Here is an 18,230-nt window from a genome sequence, read left to right on the forward strand (position 1 = left end):
GCGTTGAAATTGTACTGGTTTGGTGTGAACACCGATTCCGGAAAATCAGTCAAAAGTGTTCACGATAAAACCGGAATAAGCGTTCACGCTAAAACCAGAACGGGTGTTCACGATGGGCCGGAATCACTGTTCACGATGCTCCGGAATATGCAGAGCTAATATATTCACAACGAATTATGATAATTGCTTGGAAACAGCAAGTGAAGAATTGTTATCAGAGCGCAATGCTTTATTTGTAGTTAATGATGGAAGCGTTGGTTTTCAGACACGTACTTTTCATACGAGAAACTTCAATCATAGGGTTGTTAATAAAGGAGTTTTTGAACGCCATGATACCCTTCTACCACAAATAAACCTACTTCACGCACATGGTTCTGTTCATTGGGAAAAAGCACAAAAAGATAGTGAAATCAAACTTAATTATGGTCAGAGTAACTACAGAATTCATTTTGAACAAAAAGAACTTGATATCATAAATGCCTTCAAAGATATTTTGTATGATAAAAATAAAACAATACTCGATATAGATAGGTTTTTATCCTCGGAAGACCTATCTAAGTTGAAACCTAAAGAGTTTTGGGAAAAATATGAAAGTATCCCAATAGTTAACCCAACAAAATGGAAGTTTCACGAGACGGTATTTGAAGAAGCATACTATCAAATTTTGAGACACCTAAGTTACGAGTTAGAACGGCCTAACTCTGTTCTGATTACTTTTGGCTTTTCATTTGCCGACGAACATATTTTAAGCCTGATACTTCGTTCACTTTCTAATCCTTCTCTAACGATGTACATATCGTGCTTTGACAATGCAGAGCTAAACCTTATGCAAGATAAGTTTAAAGATTATCCAAATGTTGGCTATATTTGTTCTGATGAAAGCCTCCTTAACTTCACTAATTTTAATGATACTAAGTTCACCTTAAATAATTATAAACATAAACCAAAACAGCAAAATACGGTAGAACCTATTCCACCCCCAGTGCTCCCTTTAAATGGCGGAGAATTATGAGTATAGCTATTGGTGAAGTTATTTCGGTAAAGGGCACTAACATCGTTATAGAGCTGTATGAAGAATCTAATAAAGAAACACTTTTCTATGATGGTGTGAAATTCAATGGTGTCTCGATTCAAGAGTTTGTGCTGATTCGCCGAGGGTTCAAAGATGTGGTGGCTCGAGTTCAAGGTGAATACTTAGATGAGAGATTTAAAAGTGAAGAAAGCAATTACTACATTCGGAAAGTAGAGCTAGTTCCCATAGGATATTTTCAATCAGATAAATTCTTTGAAGGAATTAAACACCTGCCTATGATACGGGATATTGCTTATTTGATGAGTGACGATCAAGTAAAAAAAATATTTGGTAGATCTGATTACAATTTTATCGTAGGTGAAACGCTCACGGAAGAAATTCCAGTGTCATTACCATGGGAAAAGCTGTTTAATACTCATTTAGGTGTTTTTGGGAACACAGGAAGCGGAAAATCAAATACACTAACAAATCTTTACACAACCCTTTTTAGTAACAAGCTCGACAAAATTATAGGTAAAAGTCACTTTGTAGTAATTGACTTTAATGGTGAATATACCAATAACCAGTTAATAGCTAACCGAGAACATAAACAAGTATACCAGCTTGATACTCGTAGTGACGATGGTGACAAGTTCCCATTAACTAGTGAAGCTTTTTGGGATGAAGAGTTATTTGGTATTTTGTTTAAGGCCACTGAGAATACTCAAAAGCCATTCTTAAAACGTATAGTATCTGGCCGTGCTCGGTTTCAAACTAATAGCATGAGCTTAGAAAGCTACGTAAAGAAAGTACTCAAAAAAGCCCTTATAAGCACGGCACATAAGAAAGAGTTTGTTGATTTAATATATGAAATAGCAAAGCTCGTAAAATCTGTCGATTTAGAGCAATTGGCAAATCAAATGGGATGGCATGGAAAGGATGGCAAGTTATATTTTCCCAGCAAAGCTGCACATAAATTTCTCAGTGGTGGTGAATCAGATCCAGCTTATGTAACCCATTGTAAAAATAAAATTGATAGTGTTAGCATTAGCCAATTGACGCCCTTTAATGAATTAAAACTTAGAATAAATACTCAGTTGCTTTCAGACCTTGTGAGTGGGTATGTTCAATTCGATCATATACAGCCTTTATTGAAAAGAGTAGAGGCTTCTTTAACTTCCTTAGATCGAGTTTTTAACGTGGTTACTGAGCAGCCTCAACCTAAGTTGTTAACAATACTATCATTAAGAAAAACCAATCAAGAAATCAAAAAAGTTTTACCGTTATTACTTGCTAAGTTCTACTACAGTTCTCACAAGCAGCAGGTAATTAACCAAAATTCGAAGCAACAAACGTTCCATATGATAATTGACGAAGCTCACAATGTTTTGTCCATGCAGTCCACTAGGGAAAGTGAAAGCTGGAAAGATTATAGATTAGAGTTGTTCGAAGAAATTATTAAAGAAGGACGCAAGTTTGGTTTCTTTCTGACATTATCTAGCCAAAGGCCTGCTGATATTTCGCCAACAGTAATGTCTCAATTACATAATTTCTTCATTCATAGACTGGTTAATGATAGAGATCTTAAGTTGCTTGAAAACACAATTAGTTCTTTAGATGATCTTTCAAGGCAGATGATTCCTAATTTAGCGAAAGGTTGTGCTGTAATTACTGGAACTTCATTTGATATTCCTATGGTTGTTCAATTCAACGAAGTTGCCGAAGGCTCTAGGCCTGACAGTGATGATATTAATATTGGAGAGCTATGGAGTTAAACCTGTTAAGTAAATTTCATCTATTTACTCAAGTAAAGTTTGACTGACAGTAAAAGCTAATCTAAACCTAAACTAAGATTTTCTTAGTTTAGGTTGGCGATGCATTTTTTAGTTCAAACAAAACCTTATGCTGATGAAGCAATTGAAAGCTATTTGCTAAGGCTTGCAAGGGATAACTCATACGATGGCTATAGTGAGCTTGCTGATATTTTATGGCAATGGCTTGTAGAGCAAGATCATGAGCTTGAAGGTGCTTTGCCGTTAGAGCTGAGTAAGGTTGATGTTTATCATGCTAGGCAAGCGAGCAGCTTTAGAATAAGAGCGCTTAAGTTAGTAGCTCAATTAGCAGATGTAAACGCTGGTGATATTCTTGCACTTGCATGGCGGCGCAGTAACTTTAAATTTGGCAACCTAGCAGCAGTAAGCCGTAGTGAACTGACAATCCCCCTTGAACTACTTCGCACTAATAACATACCTGTTTGCATTGAATGCTTAGAGGAGTCTTCATATATTCCTTTTTATTGGCATTTAAAGCCCTATAAAACGTGCCATAAGCATAAAACACAATTAACCTCACAATGTAGAGAATGTCATAACTTAATTGATTATAGAGCTTCTGAGGCGTTTTTAGAGTGTGGTTGTGGTTATAAACCAACCAGTAGTGAACAGTTAAACGATGCAGACTTTAAAATTGCATTTGCGCTTGCAAGTAGTAACAGCCAAAAAATAGTGGGGTTGATACCGTGGTTTGCGAAGGTTAAGCAACTTGATGTAAGCGATGCTGACTTTAATCGAGCTTTTGTTGATTACTTTAGTACTTGGCCTGATGGCTTTACAGCTGAACTAGATTTACTCACAAATAATGCGCGGCTCAAACAACTTAACCCTTTTAATAAAACTAAGTTTAACTCTGTGTATGGCAGGGTGATCCGTGATGGTCAAATAGCTGCAACAAGTAACCGTAAAAACAAAGTTCTTGATGAGATTATTAATTACTTTGTCGAATTAGTTGGTAGTAATCCTAAAGCTAAACATCCAAATATTGCAGATTTACTGCTTTGTACTTTTGATGCCGCAGTATTATTAAACACCACTACAGAGCAAGTTTACAGGCTTCATCAAGAAGGCTTTTTAAACTGCGCTTATCCACAAAAAAAGCACGAACAGCTCAGAGCTGATAGCCATGTTTTTTATTTACGCCAAGTGATTGAACTACAGCAAGCATTCGCAGCAGAAAAGCCTCAAACAAAAAAACAATTTATAGCGCCGTGGTAACTTATGAACTTACAAGATGCATTTGCAATTGAACCATTAAAAGAAAAAACCACAATACTAAGAAAGTTGTTTGCGCCATACACGCCTCATGTTGTGGTAGATGGATTTGAAGAACAAGCGCTGACTGTACTCATTAACCTAGTTTATAAGCGCAGTGAAATTGATGATCTAACAAGTACAAGAACCGCTAAAAGTGTATTACGCGATGAAGTGTTACTGAGTAAGTGCATTAACGAAGTTAAATGGTTTCATACTCATAACTTAAAATACCCCGATATACGCGTAAGCCATCAACGTTTAATTAGTGAGGTTGTAAGTGAAGATATTGCGGGTATTTGCAGCCGGTCATTACCTTTAAGTTTTGGCTGGTCGCACAACAGTGCTGAAATTAATCATGCAAAGCTATTTTTAACCTCATTTATTTGGCAAGGTGAAGTGACTTGTTTAGCAAGGCTGTTAATTAATGAAAAGCATGTTTGGATTAATTTAATAAGAGCATACGGGTTTGCTAAAAAGTCGGTTTTAGAAATCTCGGGTAAAATAAAACAGCAGTTGCCAGTGGTAGAGCTCCCATTAGAAGTAAGTTCTTTTTCACCACAACTACAAATGCCACTCCAGCAAAGCTACCTTGCGGTTACGCCTGTAGTTAGCCACGCAATGCTAGCTAAAATTCAGCAATTAACAACAGAACGTAAGTTAAACTTTGGTTTAGTTGAGCACTCAAGGCCAGCCAATGTTGGCGATTTAGCAAGCTCAGTAGGTGGTAATATTAGAGTGTTGCGCTACTCCCCTAAAACATATTCAAAGGCTATTAACCGCTCAAAAGTAGCCAATAATGATATTGAAAAAACATTTAAAATTCGTGCGCTATTAAGTAATCAATTTCAGCATGCACTCTTGGTGTTGGTTGGTATTAAGCAGTTTAATACGTTAAGGCAAAAGCGATTAGCGCGAGTAGCGGCTATTAGGCAGGTACGTGTTAGTTTGCAGTTATGGCTTGATAACATTCTTGAAGCTAAAAATAACGCGCAAAACCAAGCTTACCCTGAGTGGGCAAAGCATTACTTAGATCAGAGTATTACTAACTGTATTAGCCAATTTAGTAACATACTAAATGAGAGCCTAGGTACTTTAAGTAAGCTCAAACGCTTTGCATATCACCCTAATTTAATGGGGTTGTTTAAAACGCAGTTAAACTATGTGTTTACTCATTGTACAACTCAAGAAGAAATATTAAATGATGAGCAAATAGTGTATGTACATTGCCAAGATATGCGAGTGTTTGATGCCGAGGCAATGGCTAACCCATATATTCAAGGCATGCCGTCACTTACAGCTTTAAATGGGCTTGCTCATAATTTTGAGCGTAAGCTAAAAAACTTTATAGACCCTTCAATTAAGTGTATTGGCAGTGCTATTTACATTGAAAACTATCAACTACATAAAGGTAAACCATTACCTGAGCCAAGCAAGTTAAAACAAGTTGCAGGGCGTAGTCATGTAATAAGGTCAGGTATTATTGATAAACCTAAATGCGATATAACACTCGATTTAATATTTAGGCTTTTTGTACCAAATACTGAGCTGTTAGATAAGTTAAATAGTCAGCTTATAAAGCCCGCACTACCATCTACGTTTGCAGGCGGCACTATGCATCCACCTTCGTTATATCAAAATATTGACTGGTGCCATTTATATACTAAACCAAGTGAGCTGTATAAAAATATAAAGACAAAATCGTTAAATGGCAGTTGGTTGTACCCTTCAAAAAAAGTAGTCAAAAGTTTTGAACAATTGATTGATGCCCTTAACGGTAACTTTAATTTAAGACCTGCTGCAATTGGCTTTGCTGCGCTTGAAGAACCCGTAAAGCGAGATGCAGCATTACATGAATACCATTGTTATGCTGAGCCCGTAATTGGGCTTTTAGAGTGTGTTAGCAATACATCAGTAAAGTACGCAGGGGCTAAGCAGTTCTTTCATGACGCATTTTGGGTTATGGATGTTCAAAAAGAGTCTATGCTTATGAAAAAGTCTAAGTTTGAGTATGAATAATGCAATTACCTCGGCACTTAAGTTACACGCGTTCGCTCTCACCCAGTAAAGCGGTGTTTTTTTATAAAACACCAGAGTCTGACTTTGAACCGCTACAAATAGAGCAAAATAAATTAGTTGGGCAAAAGTCAGGGTTTGGCGATGCGTATCAAAAGCAAAATGTGGCTAAAAATTTAGCGCCACAAGATTTCGCTTTTGGTAACCCACAAACAATTGATGTGTGTTACGTGCCCCCAACAGTAAATGAGCTGTTTTGTCGTTTTTCACTCAGGGTTGAGGCCAATAGTATTGAGCCTCATGTTTGTGATGACCCTAAAGTTATTTATTGGTTAAAACGTTTTTTTGAAACCTATAAAAAGCACAATGGCCTTAATGAAGTTGCGACTCGCTATGCTAAAAATATACTGATGGGCAACTGGCTTTGGCGCAACCGCCAATCACCAAATGTTGATATTGAAATCCTCACAGAACATTTAGACCCAATAATCGTTGAGGGTGCACAAAAGCTAAAGTGGCAGGGCAATTGGAAAAATAATCAAACAGCACTAATAACACTATCAGAAGCTATTCAAGAAGGGCTTAGCAGCCCTCAAAATTATTGTTATTTAGATATAACCGCAAAGATTAAAAATGCATTTAGCCAGGAGGTTCACCCAAGTCAAAAGTTTGTAGATGCTGTTGAACAGGGCATGTCATCTAAACAACTTGCGTACACCCAAGTGGGCGATAAAAAAGCAGCAAGTTTAAACTCACAAAAAGTAGGGGCGGCTATCCAAACTATCGATGATTGGTACGAGGGAGGCTACAAACCTTTACGCACTCACGAGTATGGCGCAGATAAGCAAATATTAGTTGCACACAGAACACCTAAGAGCCATTCAGACTTTTATTCATTACTCCCGCGCATTGCTTTGCATATTAAACACATGGAAAAGCATGGTTTAGAGCAAGGTGAAGAATCAGACGCAGTTCACTTTATTGCGGCAGTGCTGATCAAAGGTGGCTTGTTTCAAAGGAGTAAAGGTTGAAGCGCTATTATTTTACTATTACTTATTTACCTAAAAATTGTGATGTAAGCCTTCTTGCTGGGCGTTGTATTGGTATTTTGCATGGGTTTATGAGTTCACGCGAAATAAGTAATATTGGTGTGTGCTTTCCTAAATGGAATGAGCAAACAATAGGTAATGAAGTAGCGTTTGTATCGACAGATAAGAAGCAATTAATCAATCTATCTCAGCAAAGCTATTTTGAGATGATGGCTCATGATAAGTTATTTGGCTTATCAAAAATACTCGAAGTACCAGTAAACCAAAGCGAAGTCATGTTTGTTCGCAACCAATCAGTAGCCAAAGCATTTGTTGGCGAAAAGCAAAGACGGTTAAAGCGCGCTAAAAAACGAGCTGAAGCCAGAGGCGAGGTTTACAATCCTGAATATAAATTTGAGGCAAAGGACATAGGCCACTTTCATTCAATACCCGTATCAAGCAAAGGCAGTGGCCAAAGTTATGTTCTGCATATACAAAAAATTGAAAAAGCTGAACCCATAAATAATCATTTTAACAATTATGGCTTTGCTACAAATCAAACATTTCAAGGCACGGTTGCTTCTTTAAAGGCCCTTTAAAAGTAGTTATAAAATATTCATAGTTTTTTCAATAGCTTAAACTTATAGGTAAAAGTAAGTGTAGATCATATAAAAATCACTTAACAGTTTGGTATTTAAGGTAATACGTACTATTATTTATAGTGAACTGCCGAGTAGGCAGCTGGAAATTTTTGAATGTGGTCTGGTCGTTCATTACGATGGTGAACTGCCGAGTAGGCAGCTGGAAATTCTAAGTTAACTAATGCTTCTTTACGCAAATCGTGAACTGCCGAGTAGGCAGCTGAAGTTAGGCCGGGAAGTAAACAACCACAAATTGTAACTTTTAACTGCCGAAAAGGCAGAGGGTAAATAAAAAGACCTCAGCAAACGCTGGGGTCTTTTTAAGCGTTATAACCGTGTTTAAGGCTATTAACAACGTTCCTAATTAACCTTCTACCCGCAATTGTATTTACAAATGTTAAAGGTGTTTTAGAGCTAAATTGTAAGGAGCATGTATTTAGCCATTTATTCCATCGTTCAATATTTTCAAAGTAATCAATACAAGTTGATGCTAAATGAGCCAACTCAAAGGTATTTTCGCTCAAAGTTGCATTTAAACGTTTATGCTCTTTTTTATGACGTTCGAAAATTCTAGTATTTGTACCAATTGCTTTAGCAAAGGATTGAATATCCCAACGTAACTCAAGCCTAAATTTCTCAACACTTTTTATATCTAAACCACGCTGAATTAATTCAATTTCATCTAAAGGGTTTGAGCTTAAATTAACTTTTCCATTGCTAAGTATATCTACAAATTTATGATTAGCACTAAGTTGAATATCACTAGGCATAGATACCTCAAAGCCAGAAAAGGTTATATTTAATAATAGCACCTCTACTATCCAGCTGATAGTCGGGTTAGAGCGAGAAGCAGACGGTCGGTTAAGCTCGTTTTTGGACAGAAACGTGTCAGGGACTTTTCTAAATTAGCAACGCACAGATAGCAATACGTACGGCTGTGTTTATCAGACCTGTTTATTCAATAACTTTATCGAGTCCGTTCAAAAGTACCGTTCACATCACGCGTGTAACTTTCCCGTGTGCAATTCGTTATTAGCGCTTACATGGCAAGGCCTCTAGGTTAATACGACAGTGTAACCTAGAGTGCCGCCGCACCTGTTTTTAATGTGAAATGGTAGATACACCGGCAATTATTTTAATAAATACTCACCTTTTGCTTATTCGTAAAAGTGCTATGCGTTAAATTATGATTAAGCGGAACTAAGGCGACAGGTTAATTTTTTCAGCGCCGCAGATAGTTAAAAAATTTTGTTAGTATCAAAGAAACATAAAAAATGAAGGTAACCAGGCACGAGGCCTGGTTGAAAATCAACGATAGTAAAATGGCATGGATGCCACGTTCTAACCGCCAATCTTTTACGGCAATTTAAGATTACACTGCGGTTGGGGCACTATCAATATTAATGAGCACGCGAATGAAAATAGATATTCATTATAAAGTGAAAGTAGAAGGAAGGTTTTCTATTAATTTAATTTCCCTAATTTCTGTGTAACCGTAACAGCAACCACACCTAGGCATGTTTTTGCAGATGGCCTAATTTATCACCACGTTTCAACTAACGAGGTGATTTATGAGTCGTACCCATCGCAGCCATGCTCAGTGGCTTGAGCTGTTCGAAGCATTTGAGCAAAGCGGTCAAACCCAAGCAGCATTTTGTACAGAACGAGATTTAAACCCAGCATACTTTAGCAAGCGTCGTCGTGAGCTGCTCGAACAAAACGATAACGGTTTTGTGCAAGCGCAACAAGTGATGCAGACGAACCATCATTCACTGACGCTAAATTATGGCGGCCTAGCACTTACCTTGCCGCTGCACGTTGAGCCACATTGGTTGGCGCAGTTAGTGAAGTCGCTTGCTGCATGAAAATGTTCGTAGAACCTTCGGCGATTTATTTGTATAAGCAGCCGGTTGATTTTCGGAAAAGTATCAATGGCCTCAGTGCCATTGTCGAAGCCGAAATGGAGCTGCCGGTGTTTAGCGGTGCGCTGTTTGTATTTTGTAATCGCCAGCGCGACAAAGTCAAAGCACTGTACTGGGATAAAACCGGTTTTTGCTTGTGGTACAAACGCCTTGAGAAAAACAAGTTTAAATGGCCGCGTAAGCTCAACGGTAGTGTGTTAAACCTGTCACCACAACAGTGGCAATGGCTACTTGAAGGCCTTGATATTACGCTCATGAAAGGCCATCAACCGCTGCATTTTAGCAGCACAATATGATCCTAAATTGCCTTATAAGGATCCTGCATAACAGCTGATGATCGAACACCAATCGGTCTAAGAGAACCCTTTAAAATAGCGGATTACAGCAGGTAGATGGGGTATAATGTGCCCCATGAAAACACACGATAAAAAGCCACTCCCAGATGATGTTGAGAGCCTGAAAAAAATGGTTCTCAAACTGCAATCTGAAAATCAAGGGTTACAGCAAAAGCTACGCCACATGATGGAGCAATGGCAATTATCGCTACAAAAGCGCTTTGCCGCGAGTACGGAAAGTTTACCTGGTCAAGGCTCGTTGTTTAACGAACTTGAAGCATTGCTTGAACCTGAAGTAGATGAAATCGCCGCTGACGCAACCATTACTTACACGCGTAAGAAAACACGCCGGCCAAGCATTGATGCTTCATTGCCGCGTGAAGACGTGCTTCACGATATTCCTGACGAAGATAAAGTCTGCGATTGCTGTGGCCATGACTTGCACCGTATGGGTGAAGAAACCAGCGAAGAGCTTGAATTTATTCCGGCGACCATTAAAGTGCTGCGCCACGTGCGGCCGAAATACAGCTGCCGCTTATGTGAAAAGCACGGCACTGAAACGACCATTAAAATCGCACCGGTGCCGCTAAGCATTTTACCAAAGAGCATTGCCAGCCCAAGCTTACTTGCACAAATTATCAGCGCCAAGTTCCAGTTTGGCTTACCGCTTTATCGCCAAGAAGCCTTATTTAAGCAGTTCGGTATTGAACTGAATCGCCAAACCATGAGCCGTTGGCTCTTAAAAGTGAGTGAAAAGCTCAGGCCGATATACCAGCGAATGCATGACATACTACTTGAGCAACCGATGCTGTGGGCGGATGAGACGACGGTGAACGTGCTCGATGTCGATAAATCCAAGTGTTACATGTGGGTGTATGGTTGTGGCACCGACAAACCTAAACCCGACGGATCACCCAATATCGTTTTGTACGACTACCAAGATGGTCGTGGCAGCTCACATCCAGTTCACTTTTTGCAAGGCTACCAAGGCCCGTTGCAAGTGGACGGTTATCAAGGCTATGAGAAAACCGATGCACAGCTTGCTGGTTGTTGGGCGCATGCACGGCGTAAGTTTATTGAAGCCAAGGCCGTACAAGGCAAAAATAAAACCGGTAAAGCTGACCAAGCGTTGAGTTTTATCCAAAAGCTCTATGGTATTGAACAGCGCATTCGCGACTACACCATTGAAGCCAAGCATGCAGCCCGGCAAGAGCTGTCGCTGCCAATCATGAATAAACTTAAAGACTGGCTCGACAAGTCAGCACTTAGCGTCAATAACCAGTCGCTGCTCGGTAAAGCCATTCATTACACGCTCGGGCAATGGAGCAAGTTACAGGTATATTTAGCCAACGGTGCTGTCGCTATCGACAACAATCGTGCAGAACGCGCCATTAAACCGTTCGTTATTGGCCGCAAAGCTTGGCTGTTCTCAAAATCACGCGGTGGTGCACAAGCCAGCGCCATACTCTATAGCGTGGTTGAAACCGCCAAAGCCAACGGCCTCATGCCGGTGGATTACCTCATGGCTCTGTTCAAGCAATTGCCACTGATAAGCGATGGCGATGATCTGGACCATCTGCTACCTTGGAATATCTCATTAAGCGTTAATACGGCGGCAACGGAGTAAAACTGATCAGCCCTAGCGCCAATTACTTGGCCGGTTAAATGGTCAACAAAATTGATCCACCCGAGAAAACCAATTACCGTTAATGTGTGCTATTAGTTACGCTTACGTTGTAGATAGCATCCAACCCTTTTTTGCTGTGGCCAATCATCAACTCGGCAACTTCTTGCGTCGTGATGGCCGACATACGCGTTCGCATCGTTCTGCGAAGATCATGCATAGACCAATGTTCCATCTCAACACCAAGCGATCTGCGAGCCCAGATTTTCACATTGTTAGGAATAGTGGTATCAAAGCCATTTGTGGCAAGCTCTTCTTGTCCGTTCGCGGGAAACAAGTAAGTTGATTTACTCATCTGCATCGCCAGTTCAATCAGCTCAATAGCAGGCCTAATCAATGGCCGCATGATTGGCGCTCCAATTTTCTCACCTTGTTTACGGATCTCTATAGGCACTGTCCACATTGCAGATTGCAAGTCAAAGTGATGCTTTTCAGCTTGAATGAGTTCGCCCTTGCGACCGCCCAATAGCAGAAGCAGTTTTATGTAGATGCGGTTCTTCTCAGTGATTTTTGACTCGTGCAAATAGCGCCAAAGTATCCTGATCTCGTTGTCATTTAGCACCCGAGTTCGTTTGCCTTTCTTACCGCCGACCTTTTTTGCTGTGATCCCAGCGGCAGCGTTAATTTCCAAAATTGGTTCATCAATCAGCCAGTCATAAATCATGGGGTTTTAGTGGTTGTATATGCCTTTTGACATATATCCTATCTTTTTCACTGTTAGTGCATCATTCTTTCTGTAATTTCGCCTGAGCTGGAAAAGGTGCAGGTCAAAGTTTATCCTTTTGATTTACCGACCAAAGTAAATTGAAAGAGGAACCACAATGACCTGCGATATACAGGATAGATCGATTGGCGATGTTTTGGAATTATTGATTGAGCAAGGCTTGGACGGTACAGCCGAAGCGATCAGTATTTTACTCAATGAAGCCATGCGGTTAGAGCGAGAGCGGCACCTTGGAGCAGGCCCCTGGGAGCGTTCAGAAGAGCGCCAAGGTTACGCCAACGGTTATAAGAAAAAGTCGCTACAGAGCCGATTCGGGATGCTCGATTTAAGTATACCGCAAACCCGCGACACGGATTTTTATCCAAGTAGTTTAGAGCGAGGTTTACGCTCTGAGAAAGCGCTGAAGCTGGCATTAGCAGAAATGTATGTGCAAGGCGTGTCGACGCGTAAAGTGGCACGTGTGACTGAAGAGCTGTGCGGTTTTGAAATCAGCTCTACTCAGGTAAGTCGCGCCGCACATGAGCTTGATGTACATTTGCAGCAATGGCGAGAGCGGCCGCTTGGCAATTTCCCGTATGTCGTGCTTGATGCACGTTATGAGAAAGTACGACACGGTGGCTCTGTAATTGATTGTGCCGTTTTAGTCGCGATGGGCGTCAATGAATCAGGACATCGAGAGCTTTTAGGTTGCTCGGTATCGCTTTCAGAGCAAGAAGTCCATTGGCGAGATTTTTTGCTCAGCCTGAAAGATAGAGGTCTGCACGGCATGAAACTCTTTGTTAGCGACGCCCATGAAGGGCTAAAAGCGGCACGCAAGAGTGTATTTCCGAGTGTACCGTGGCAGCGTTGCCAGTTCCACTTGCAACAAAACGCGCAAAGCTATGTGCCCAAGCAGGCCATGAAAGCACAAGTGGCGGACGACATTCGCAGTGTCTTTGATGCAAAAACACCGGATGAAGCAAAACGCCACATTGAGTTGCTCTGTAAGAAGTATGAGAAAAGCGCGCCTAAGCTCGCAGTATGGGCCGAAACGGCGCTTCCTGAAGGGTTAGCTGTATTAGCTTTGCCTGCGGGGCATCGTCGCCGTTTGAGAACAACCAACGCACTTGAGCGCGTGAATAAAGAAATCAAACGCCGTACGCGCGTTGCAACTTTATTTCCAAACGAGGCCTCTTGCCTCAGATTAGTCACAGCGGTGATTATGGAGATATCGGACGAATGGAGCTCTGGTAAAAAGTACCTGACCATGGATGGAGCTGAATAGGTGAAATCAGAGGGTAAACTGGAAATTACAGACGAATTGTTGCTTTATCTTTTCATTGTTGATAAAATCAACACTGTGAAAAATTAATCAAGGAGTAGAGGTGTGTACAGAATACTTTTAACACTTATGCTTGCAGGTGCATTATTAGGTGTATCGAACGCGGCAATAGCGGATATAGAGAGTGAACTAGTAACTTACCGCATTGTAACGGAAGATTCAGAAGAAATCCGCGAGGAAACTAACGCGGTTTCCCCAAATGATGTTATCGAATATGAGCTGCGTTACACGAATGTATCTGAACGCCCAATAACAGGGTTGCGTATTTTAGGCCCTATTCCAACCGAAACAACTTATATAGCTAACTCTGCAAGCGCTTCAATTATGACCTCTCTTGAGGTGAGTATTGATGGCGGGACTTCTTTTGCAGCTGAGCCTCTGATTGTTACAGATAGCTCTGGCACGCAAACAGAAATATCTGCGGATGAATACACTCAAATTCGGTGGAATTCCTTAGTTGGAATTCAACCCGGAGAAACACACGTATTTACATATCGCGTAGTGGTGAACTAATTGCTAACGGTTTGTTGTGTGTATTAGAGAGCGAATTGGTAGTTCTATTCGCTCAAAATAGTAACAGCCCTTGGTGCTAAGCGCTTTCGTGAAAAATAGGGAAATAAATAATGACGAACTTTAAGTCCAACAGCTCTCACGTTGGAAGATTTGTTCTTGCTTTAGGTGTGCTTTTGTTAATGCTTGTTGCACAAGCATCTGCAATGGCAGCTACGCCTGCGGGAACCGATATTCGAAACAGAGCTACCGTTACTTATGAGGATGTTAACGGTAATCAATACTCGGCTCAATCAAATGAATCAATTGTTACGGTAGCTGAAGTATATTCAGCAACAATTGAAAACGATAGCAACCTGAATGGTGCACCAGGGCAAACGGTTTACTTTAGCCATACCCTTGTAAATACAGGTAACGCAATCGATACCTTTAACCTCTCTGGTTTTGCTGGGTCTGATGCAGCAACTCCGGGTGCAGCCTACAGCGTGTATCTGGACCAGAACGGTAATGGTTTGCCAGATGCGGGCGAATCTATTGTTACTCAAGTTACGTTAAACCCAAATCAGCAAGTACAGCTGATTCTTGCTGTGCCTGTTCCTGCGGCAGCAACGCTAGGTACACAAATAGATTCCACTATACTTGTGCAATCTGTTGGCGGTGGTGCGGGTGTGGTTCTCGATATCGGAACGAACAGCGATGCTGGTACTTATGATTCAGATAGCGATGGTACACCTGATGGTAACGATAGCCTAAACAACGTAGTTACGGTTACTACGGATGCCGTTTTAGTTGCAACTAAAACAGCGGTAGTAAACGCAGCCACTAACACTGTTCGCTATACCTTACAAGTAGCTAATACGGGTGGGAATACGGCTGAGAATGTAAATATATTCGATACTATTCCGACTAATAGTAGCTTTGTGGAAGTAAATGCAATTAATGGTTTGTTAGCATCTAATGGCGATACATTCCGTGATGCCGCCGGCGTTGATACGGCAATACCAAGCGATCCTACTACTATTGTGCTAACCGAAGTTGATGAGCCTGCGGGCATTGATATGAACGGTAACGGTATATCGGGTGAAACTGCGGTTGATGGTATTTTCTTCAACAATGCTTCGATGGCTCCGGGTACTACGGTATCAATTACTTTCACAGTATCATTTGACCCAACGGCAGTTAGTGCAGGTTCACAAATTCGTAACGTGTTTGTTGCGCAAGGTGATACTGATGGCGGTGGTACTCCAAATGATCCGGTACCTTCGAATAGCACAACAACTACTGTAGGCCAAATCTACACGGTTGATGTATCGGATACTGGTGATGCAGCGGACGACGATGGCTCAGTTAACGATATCGCGCGTCAAGATACTGCTGGTGCTGGTTCTACTGTTGGTTTTGCTAACGTGATTACCAACAATGGTAACGGTACAGACATTATCGATTTTGAACTTTTGAACGACGCAGGTGCGGCTTATGCCGGCGCTACTGCGCTTCCTGCGGGTGCGCAAGTGTTCCCTGCGGGTACACAGTTCTCATTCTGGAACGAAGCAGGAACAGTGCAGTTAACCGATACCAATGGTAACGGCCGTGCTGATACTGGCGAGCTGGCTCCAGGCGCAAGTTTACGTATCCAAGTAAAAGCACAACTGCCGGCTGGATTTTCTGGTACCGGACCTTTTGTTGCGACTATGCGTGCTACATCAGCAAACGATCCTTCGGCCACTCCAGCCAGTAACACTAAACTTGAAGTTTTAGGTCAAATCTCAGCTCCAACAGTGGATTTGGCAAACAGCTATAGTGTTGATCTTGTTGATGCTGGCGTGGATGCTGATGCATTTAGTGCAACTACACCAATCACGACAGAAACCGCACAGGTTGGTGGTACAGCCACGTTCCCATTGTTCTTAGCGAACAACTCGGGTAATTCGCAATCGTTTTTCTTACAGTCAACTTTGCCTGCGGGATGGTCGGTAACTTTCCGTGAGTTGGGTATTGATTCGAACGGCGATGGCGTTATTAACAATGCTGCAAATGCCGGGAATACGGTTTCTTCTTCACCGGCATTGCCAGGTGGCGCGGTTTATCACTATGAAGCAGTTGTACAAGTATCTGCAGTGGTATCGCAATCACTTGCTGAGTTTACAGGTGCTGTGGGTGGTGTGAACGGTGATGATATTGGTGGTGCGTATCCGATAATTTTCACGGTTGCCTCTACTTCTGATGGCGCTGTTACCGATACCAAGCTTGATGCGGTTGATGTTACGGCTAATCGGAATATTGATGTAACTCCGGATGGTGCGAACCAAATTCAACCGGGCGGTAATGTAACGTATTCACACATAATCGCAAACATTGGTAACTCAACAGAAGCACTTGAAATTACAGGCCAAAATAGCTTGGCTGCCGATGGTTGGTCGAACAACACGCAGTTGTTTGTTGATACCACCGGCAATGGCGAACCTGATGCTTGGGTGCAGATTAATAACCTAGTTACAGGTACTGTATTTGCTCGTTCACCTTCTGGCACGATTATGCAGATTGAGGTTGATAATAGTGGTGCAAACCCTGTAATCACCTTAGAGCCTGCACAGCGTTTAGATGTACGTGTAATTGTGTATGCTCCAGCGGCAGCACCAGCTGGCAATATCGATCAGTTTACTCTAACTGCTTCGAATGCCAACGTTACAGGCACAGCAATAGATAGTTCTGAAGTTATTTTTGGTCAGTTGCGTTTGCAAAAATCAGCTTTCGTTGACACGAGCTGTGCATGTGCAGGTGGATCGCCAACTTGGCCAGCTGATAACTTGTTTGAAGCAAATCCAAGTGGAACGGTATTACCAGAGCAGTGCATTGTTTGGCGCTTAACAACGGTGAACGAAGGTAGTGCAGCAGCGCAAAACGTTGTGATTTCTGATGCAACAACTGCCTTTACAACCTTCCAGAATGCTCGTGATGCAATTCGTTTATCTGATGGTAATGCTGTACCTAATAGTGGTACAGCTCCTGAAGTTAATTGGAATGTAGGTAACTTGCCTTCGGGTGACCAAGCCACAGCTCAATTCTGTGTAGTGGTTAATTAATACTTAAAGCCGTTGTGCGCGCTGTGTGAATACAGTGTGTGCAACGGCTTTATTTTTTAATGCGCTCTTGGAACGAGAGCTTATTAAAAAATAAGAAATAAAAAACTAAAATTATAACTTTGTTACCTGGATGGTACAGGCATGTGGAAAGTAGCAACCTACACGTTTTATGCTTTATTGCTGTTGGCAAGCTTTGCAGTGGATGCAAATACGCCACCGAATACTGCAATATACAATCAAGCGCACGCTTCTTATTATGACGAAGAGTTTGGCATTACTCATGAAGTGATTTCGAATACTTCGCGAGTGATGGTTGGACATAGCTATAGTTTTATTCTTGATGACGAGAAGATAAAATATGTTGCCCCCGCGCAGCAAGTTCATTTTGACCACATTGTTACCAACACTGGAAACTCTATTGATAGCTACACGCTTTTGTTTGAAAACCTTGAAGGTGATGATGGCGAATTAGTAAATTTACGTGCTTACCATGACGTGAATGCTAACGGTGTTGTGGATGCTGGCGAACCAGAAATTAGTTCTATTCAAAATCTTGAACCTGACGCTAGTGTTAATATCGTTGTACTCGGTAACACGCGAGCTAATCAACGGAATAATGATGAAATCGATATATTAGTGACGGTAACATCGCAGCATGATGCGAGCGATGTTAAAGCAGTTACCGATAAAGCGATTGTTCGTGAAGGTGCGATTTTTACTTTAAATAAATTCTCTCACCAGCAATGTGAAGCGCCATTAACGGCCGGAGAGTTGATTCATTACAGCATTGAATTTTCTAATACAGGCACCTCACTTCCAAGCCCGCGGACGATTTCACTTGACGGTGTGCCTTATCAAGGCGTTGTGT

13 protein-coding genes and 1 pseudogene are annotated in these 18,230 nt (G+C 41.4%); 12 read left to right on the top strand and 2 right to left on the bottom strand.

Features of this window, described 5'->3' with window-relative positions:
- Positions 1-187 precede the first annotated feature (187 nt).
- The 6 genes from HC000_RS07185 to cas6f all read left to right on the top strand — a co-directional run bounded on the left by HC000_RS07185 (position 188) and on the right by cas6f (position 7,741).
- Complete coding sequence (locus tag HC000_RS07185) at positions 188-1,012, top strand: hypothetical protein (protein ID WP_346010167.1); 825 nt, start codon at positions 188-190, stop codon at positions 1,010-1,012.
- Positions 1,009-2,787: an ATP-binding protein gene (locus HC000_RS07190; RefSeq protein ID WP_179807308.1), complete on the top strand. Its 1,779-nt coding sequence runs from the start codon at positions 1,009-1,011 to the stop codon at positions 2,785-2,787. The genes HC000_RS07185 and HC000_RS07190 overlap by 4 nt, the downstream gene beginning before the upstream one ends.
- A gap of 99 nt (positions 2,788-2,886) precedes the next feature.
- Entirely contained in the window at positions 2,887-4,062 is a 1,176-nt protein-coding gene (locus HC000_RS07195; protein WP_179807309.1) for a TniQ family protein, read from the top strand.
- A 3-nt stretch (positions 4,063-4,065) separates the two neighbouring features.
- The gene (locus HC000_RS07200) at positions 4,066-6,117 is read left to right on the top strand and encodes a type I-F CRISPR-associated protein Csy2 (protein ID WP_179807310.1); all 2,052 of its coding nucleotides are present in this window, start codon (positions 4,066-4,068) and stop codon (positions 6,115-6,117) included.
- Positions 6,117-7,145 (top strand): type I-F CRISPR-associated protein Csy3, encoded by a 1,029-nt coding sequence (gene csy3 / locus HC000_RS07205; protein ID WP_087530663.1) that lies wholly within the window; start codon positions 6,117-6,119, stop codon positions 7,143-7,145. The genes HC000_RS07200 and csy3 overlap by 1 nt, the downstream gene beginning before the upstream one ends.
- Positions 7,142-7,741, top strand: coding sequence for a type I-F CRISPR-associated endoribonuclease Cas6/Csy4 (gene cas6f, locus HC000_RS07210; RefSeq protein ID WP_087530662.1), 600 nt, complete (start codon positions 7,142-7,144; stop codon positions 7,739-7,741). The genes csy3 and cas6f overlap by 4 nt, the downstream gene beginning before the upstream one ends.
- A gap of 362 nt (positions 7,742-8,103) precedes the next feature.
- Here cas6f and HC000_RS07215 read toward each other — a convergent pair whose 3' ends face one another.
- Complete coding sequence (locus HC000_RS07215) at positions 8,104-8,553, bottom strand: antitoxin Xre/MbcA/ParS toxin-binding domain-containing protein (RefSeq protein WP_087530931.1); 450 nt, start codon at positions 8,551-8,553, stop codon at positions 8,104-8,106.
- An 801-nt stretch (positions 8,554-9,354) separates the two neighbouring features.
- Here HC000_RS07215 and HC000_RS07220 point away from each other — a divergent pair.
- The 3 genes from HC000_RS07220 (at position 9,355) to HC000_RS07230 (ending at position 11,667) form a co-directional block, all read left to right on the top strand.
- Positions 9,355-9,648, top strand: coding sequence for a hypothetical protein (locus HC000_RS07220; RefSeq protein WP_055022508.1), 294 nt, complete (start codon positions 9,355-9,357; stop codon positions 9,646-9,648).
- Positions 9,645-10,001, top strand: coding sequence for an IS66 family insertion sequence element accessory protein TnpB (gene tnpB / locus HC000_RS07225; protein ID WP_055022509.1), 357 nt, complete (start codon positions 9,645-9,647; stop codon positions 9,999-10,001). The genes HC000_RS07220 and tnpB overlap by 4 nt, the downstream gene beginning before the upstream one ends.
- Before the next feature lie 115 nt (positions 10,002-10,116).
- Positions 10,117-11,667 carry an IS66 family transposase gene (locus HC000_RS07230; RefSeq protein WP_055022510.1) on the top strand — a complete coding sequence of 517 codons (1,551 nt, stop codon included), beginning with the start codon at positions 10,117-10,119 and terminating at the stop codon, positions 11,665-11,667.
- A gap of 106 nt (positions 11,668-11,773) precedes the next feature.
- On the opposite strand, the pseudogene HC000_RS07235 reads toward HC000_RS07230, so the two are convergent.
- A pseudogene (locus HC000_RS07235) lies at positions 11,774-12,382 on the bottom strand (tyrosine-type recombinase/integrase); the annotation flags it as partial.
- A 163-nt stretch (positions 12,383-12,545) separates the two neighbouring features.
- Here HC000_RS07235 and HC000_RS07240 point away from each other — a divergent pair.
- The 3 genes from HC000_RS07240 to HC000_RS07250 all read left to right on the top strand — a co-directional run bounded on the left by HC000_RS07240 (position 12,546) and on the right by HC000_RS07250 (position 17,362).
- Positions 12,546-13,712: an IS256 family transposase gene (locus tag HC000_RS07240; protein WP_138741255.1), complete on the top strand. Its 1,167-nt coding sequence runs from the start codon at positions 12,546-12,548 to the stop codon at positions 13,710-13,712.
- 102 nt (positions 13,713-13,814) lie between these two features.
- Positions 13,815-14,282 carry a hypothetical protein gene (locus tag HC000_RS07245; protein ID WP_179807311.1) on the top strand — a complete coding sequence of 156 codons (468 nt, stop codon included), beginning with the start codon at positions 13,815-13,817 and terminating at the stop codon, positions 14,280-14,282.
- A 179-nt stretch (positions 14,283-14,461) separates the two neighbouring features.
- On the top strand, positions 14,462-17,362 hold the full coding sequence (locus tag HC000_RS07250) for a DUF11 domain-containing protein (RefSeq protein ID WP_218910961.1): 2,901 nt from the start codon (positions 14,462-14,464) through the stop codon (positions 17,360-17,362).
- Positions 17,363-18,230: the final 868 nt, after the last annotated feature.

Source organism: Pseudoalteromonas sp. MIP2626 (genome assembly GCF_013414205.1).
Lineage (GTDB): Bacteria > Pseudomonadota > Gammaproteobacteria > Enterobacterales > Alteromonadaceae > Pseudoalteromonas > Pseudoalteromonas nigrifaciens.

Coding starts and splice junctions, on each gene's coding strand:
- HC000_RS07250 (WP_218910961.1), top strand. CDS start 14,462: ATGCTTGTTGCACAAGCATCTGCAATGGCAGCTACGCCTGCGGGAACC.
- HC000_RS07230 (WP_055022510.1), top strand. CDS start 10,117: ATGAAAACACACGATAAAAAGCCACTCCCAGATGATGTTGAGAGCCTG.
- HC000_RS07215 (WP_087530931.1), bottom strand. CDS start 8,553: ATGCCTAGTGATATTCAACTTAGTGCTAATCATAAATTTGTAGATATA.
- HC000_RS07240 (WP_138741255.1), top strand. CDS start 12,546: ATGACCTGCGATATACAGGATAGATCGATTGGCGATGTTTTGGAATTA.
- HC000_RS07200 (WP_179807310.1), top strand. CDS start 4,066: ATGAACTTACAAGATGCATTTGCAATTGAACCATTAAAAGAAAAAACC.
- tnpB (WP_055022509.1), top strand. CDS start 9,645: ATGAAAATGTTCGTAGAACCTTCGGCGATTTATTTGTATAAGCAGCCG.
- HC000_RS07190 (WP_179807308.1), top strand. CDS start 1,009: ATGAGTATAGCTATTGGTGAAGTTATTTCGGTAAAGGGCACTAACATC.
- HC000_RS07195 (WP_179807309.1), top strand. CDS start 2,887: ATGCATTTTTTAGTTCAAACAAAACCTTATGCTGATGAAGCAATTGAA.
- HC000_RS07220 (WP_055022508.1), top strand. CDS start 9,355: ATGAGTCGTACCCATCGCAGCCATGCTCAGTGGCTTGAGCTGTTCGAA.
- csy3 (WP_087530663.1), top strand. CDS start 6,117: ATGCAATTACCTCGGCACTTAAGTTACACGCGTTCGCTCTCACCCAGT.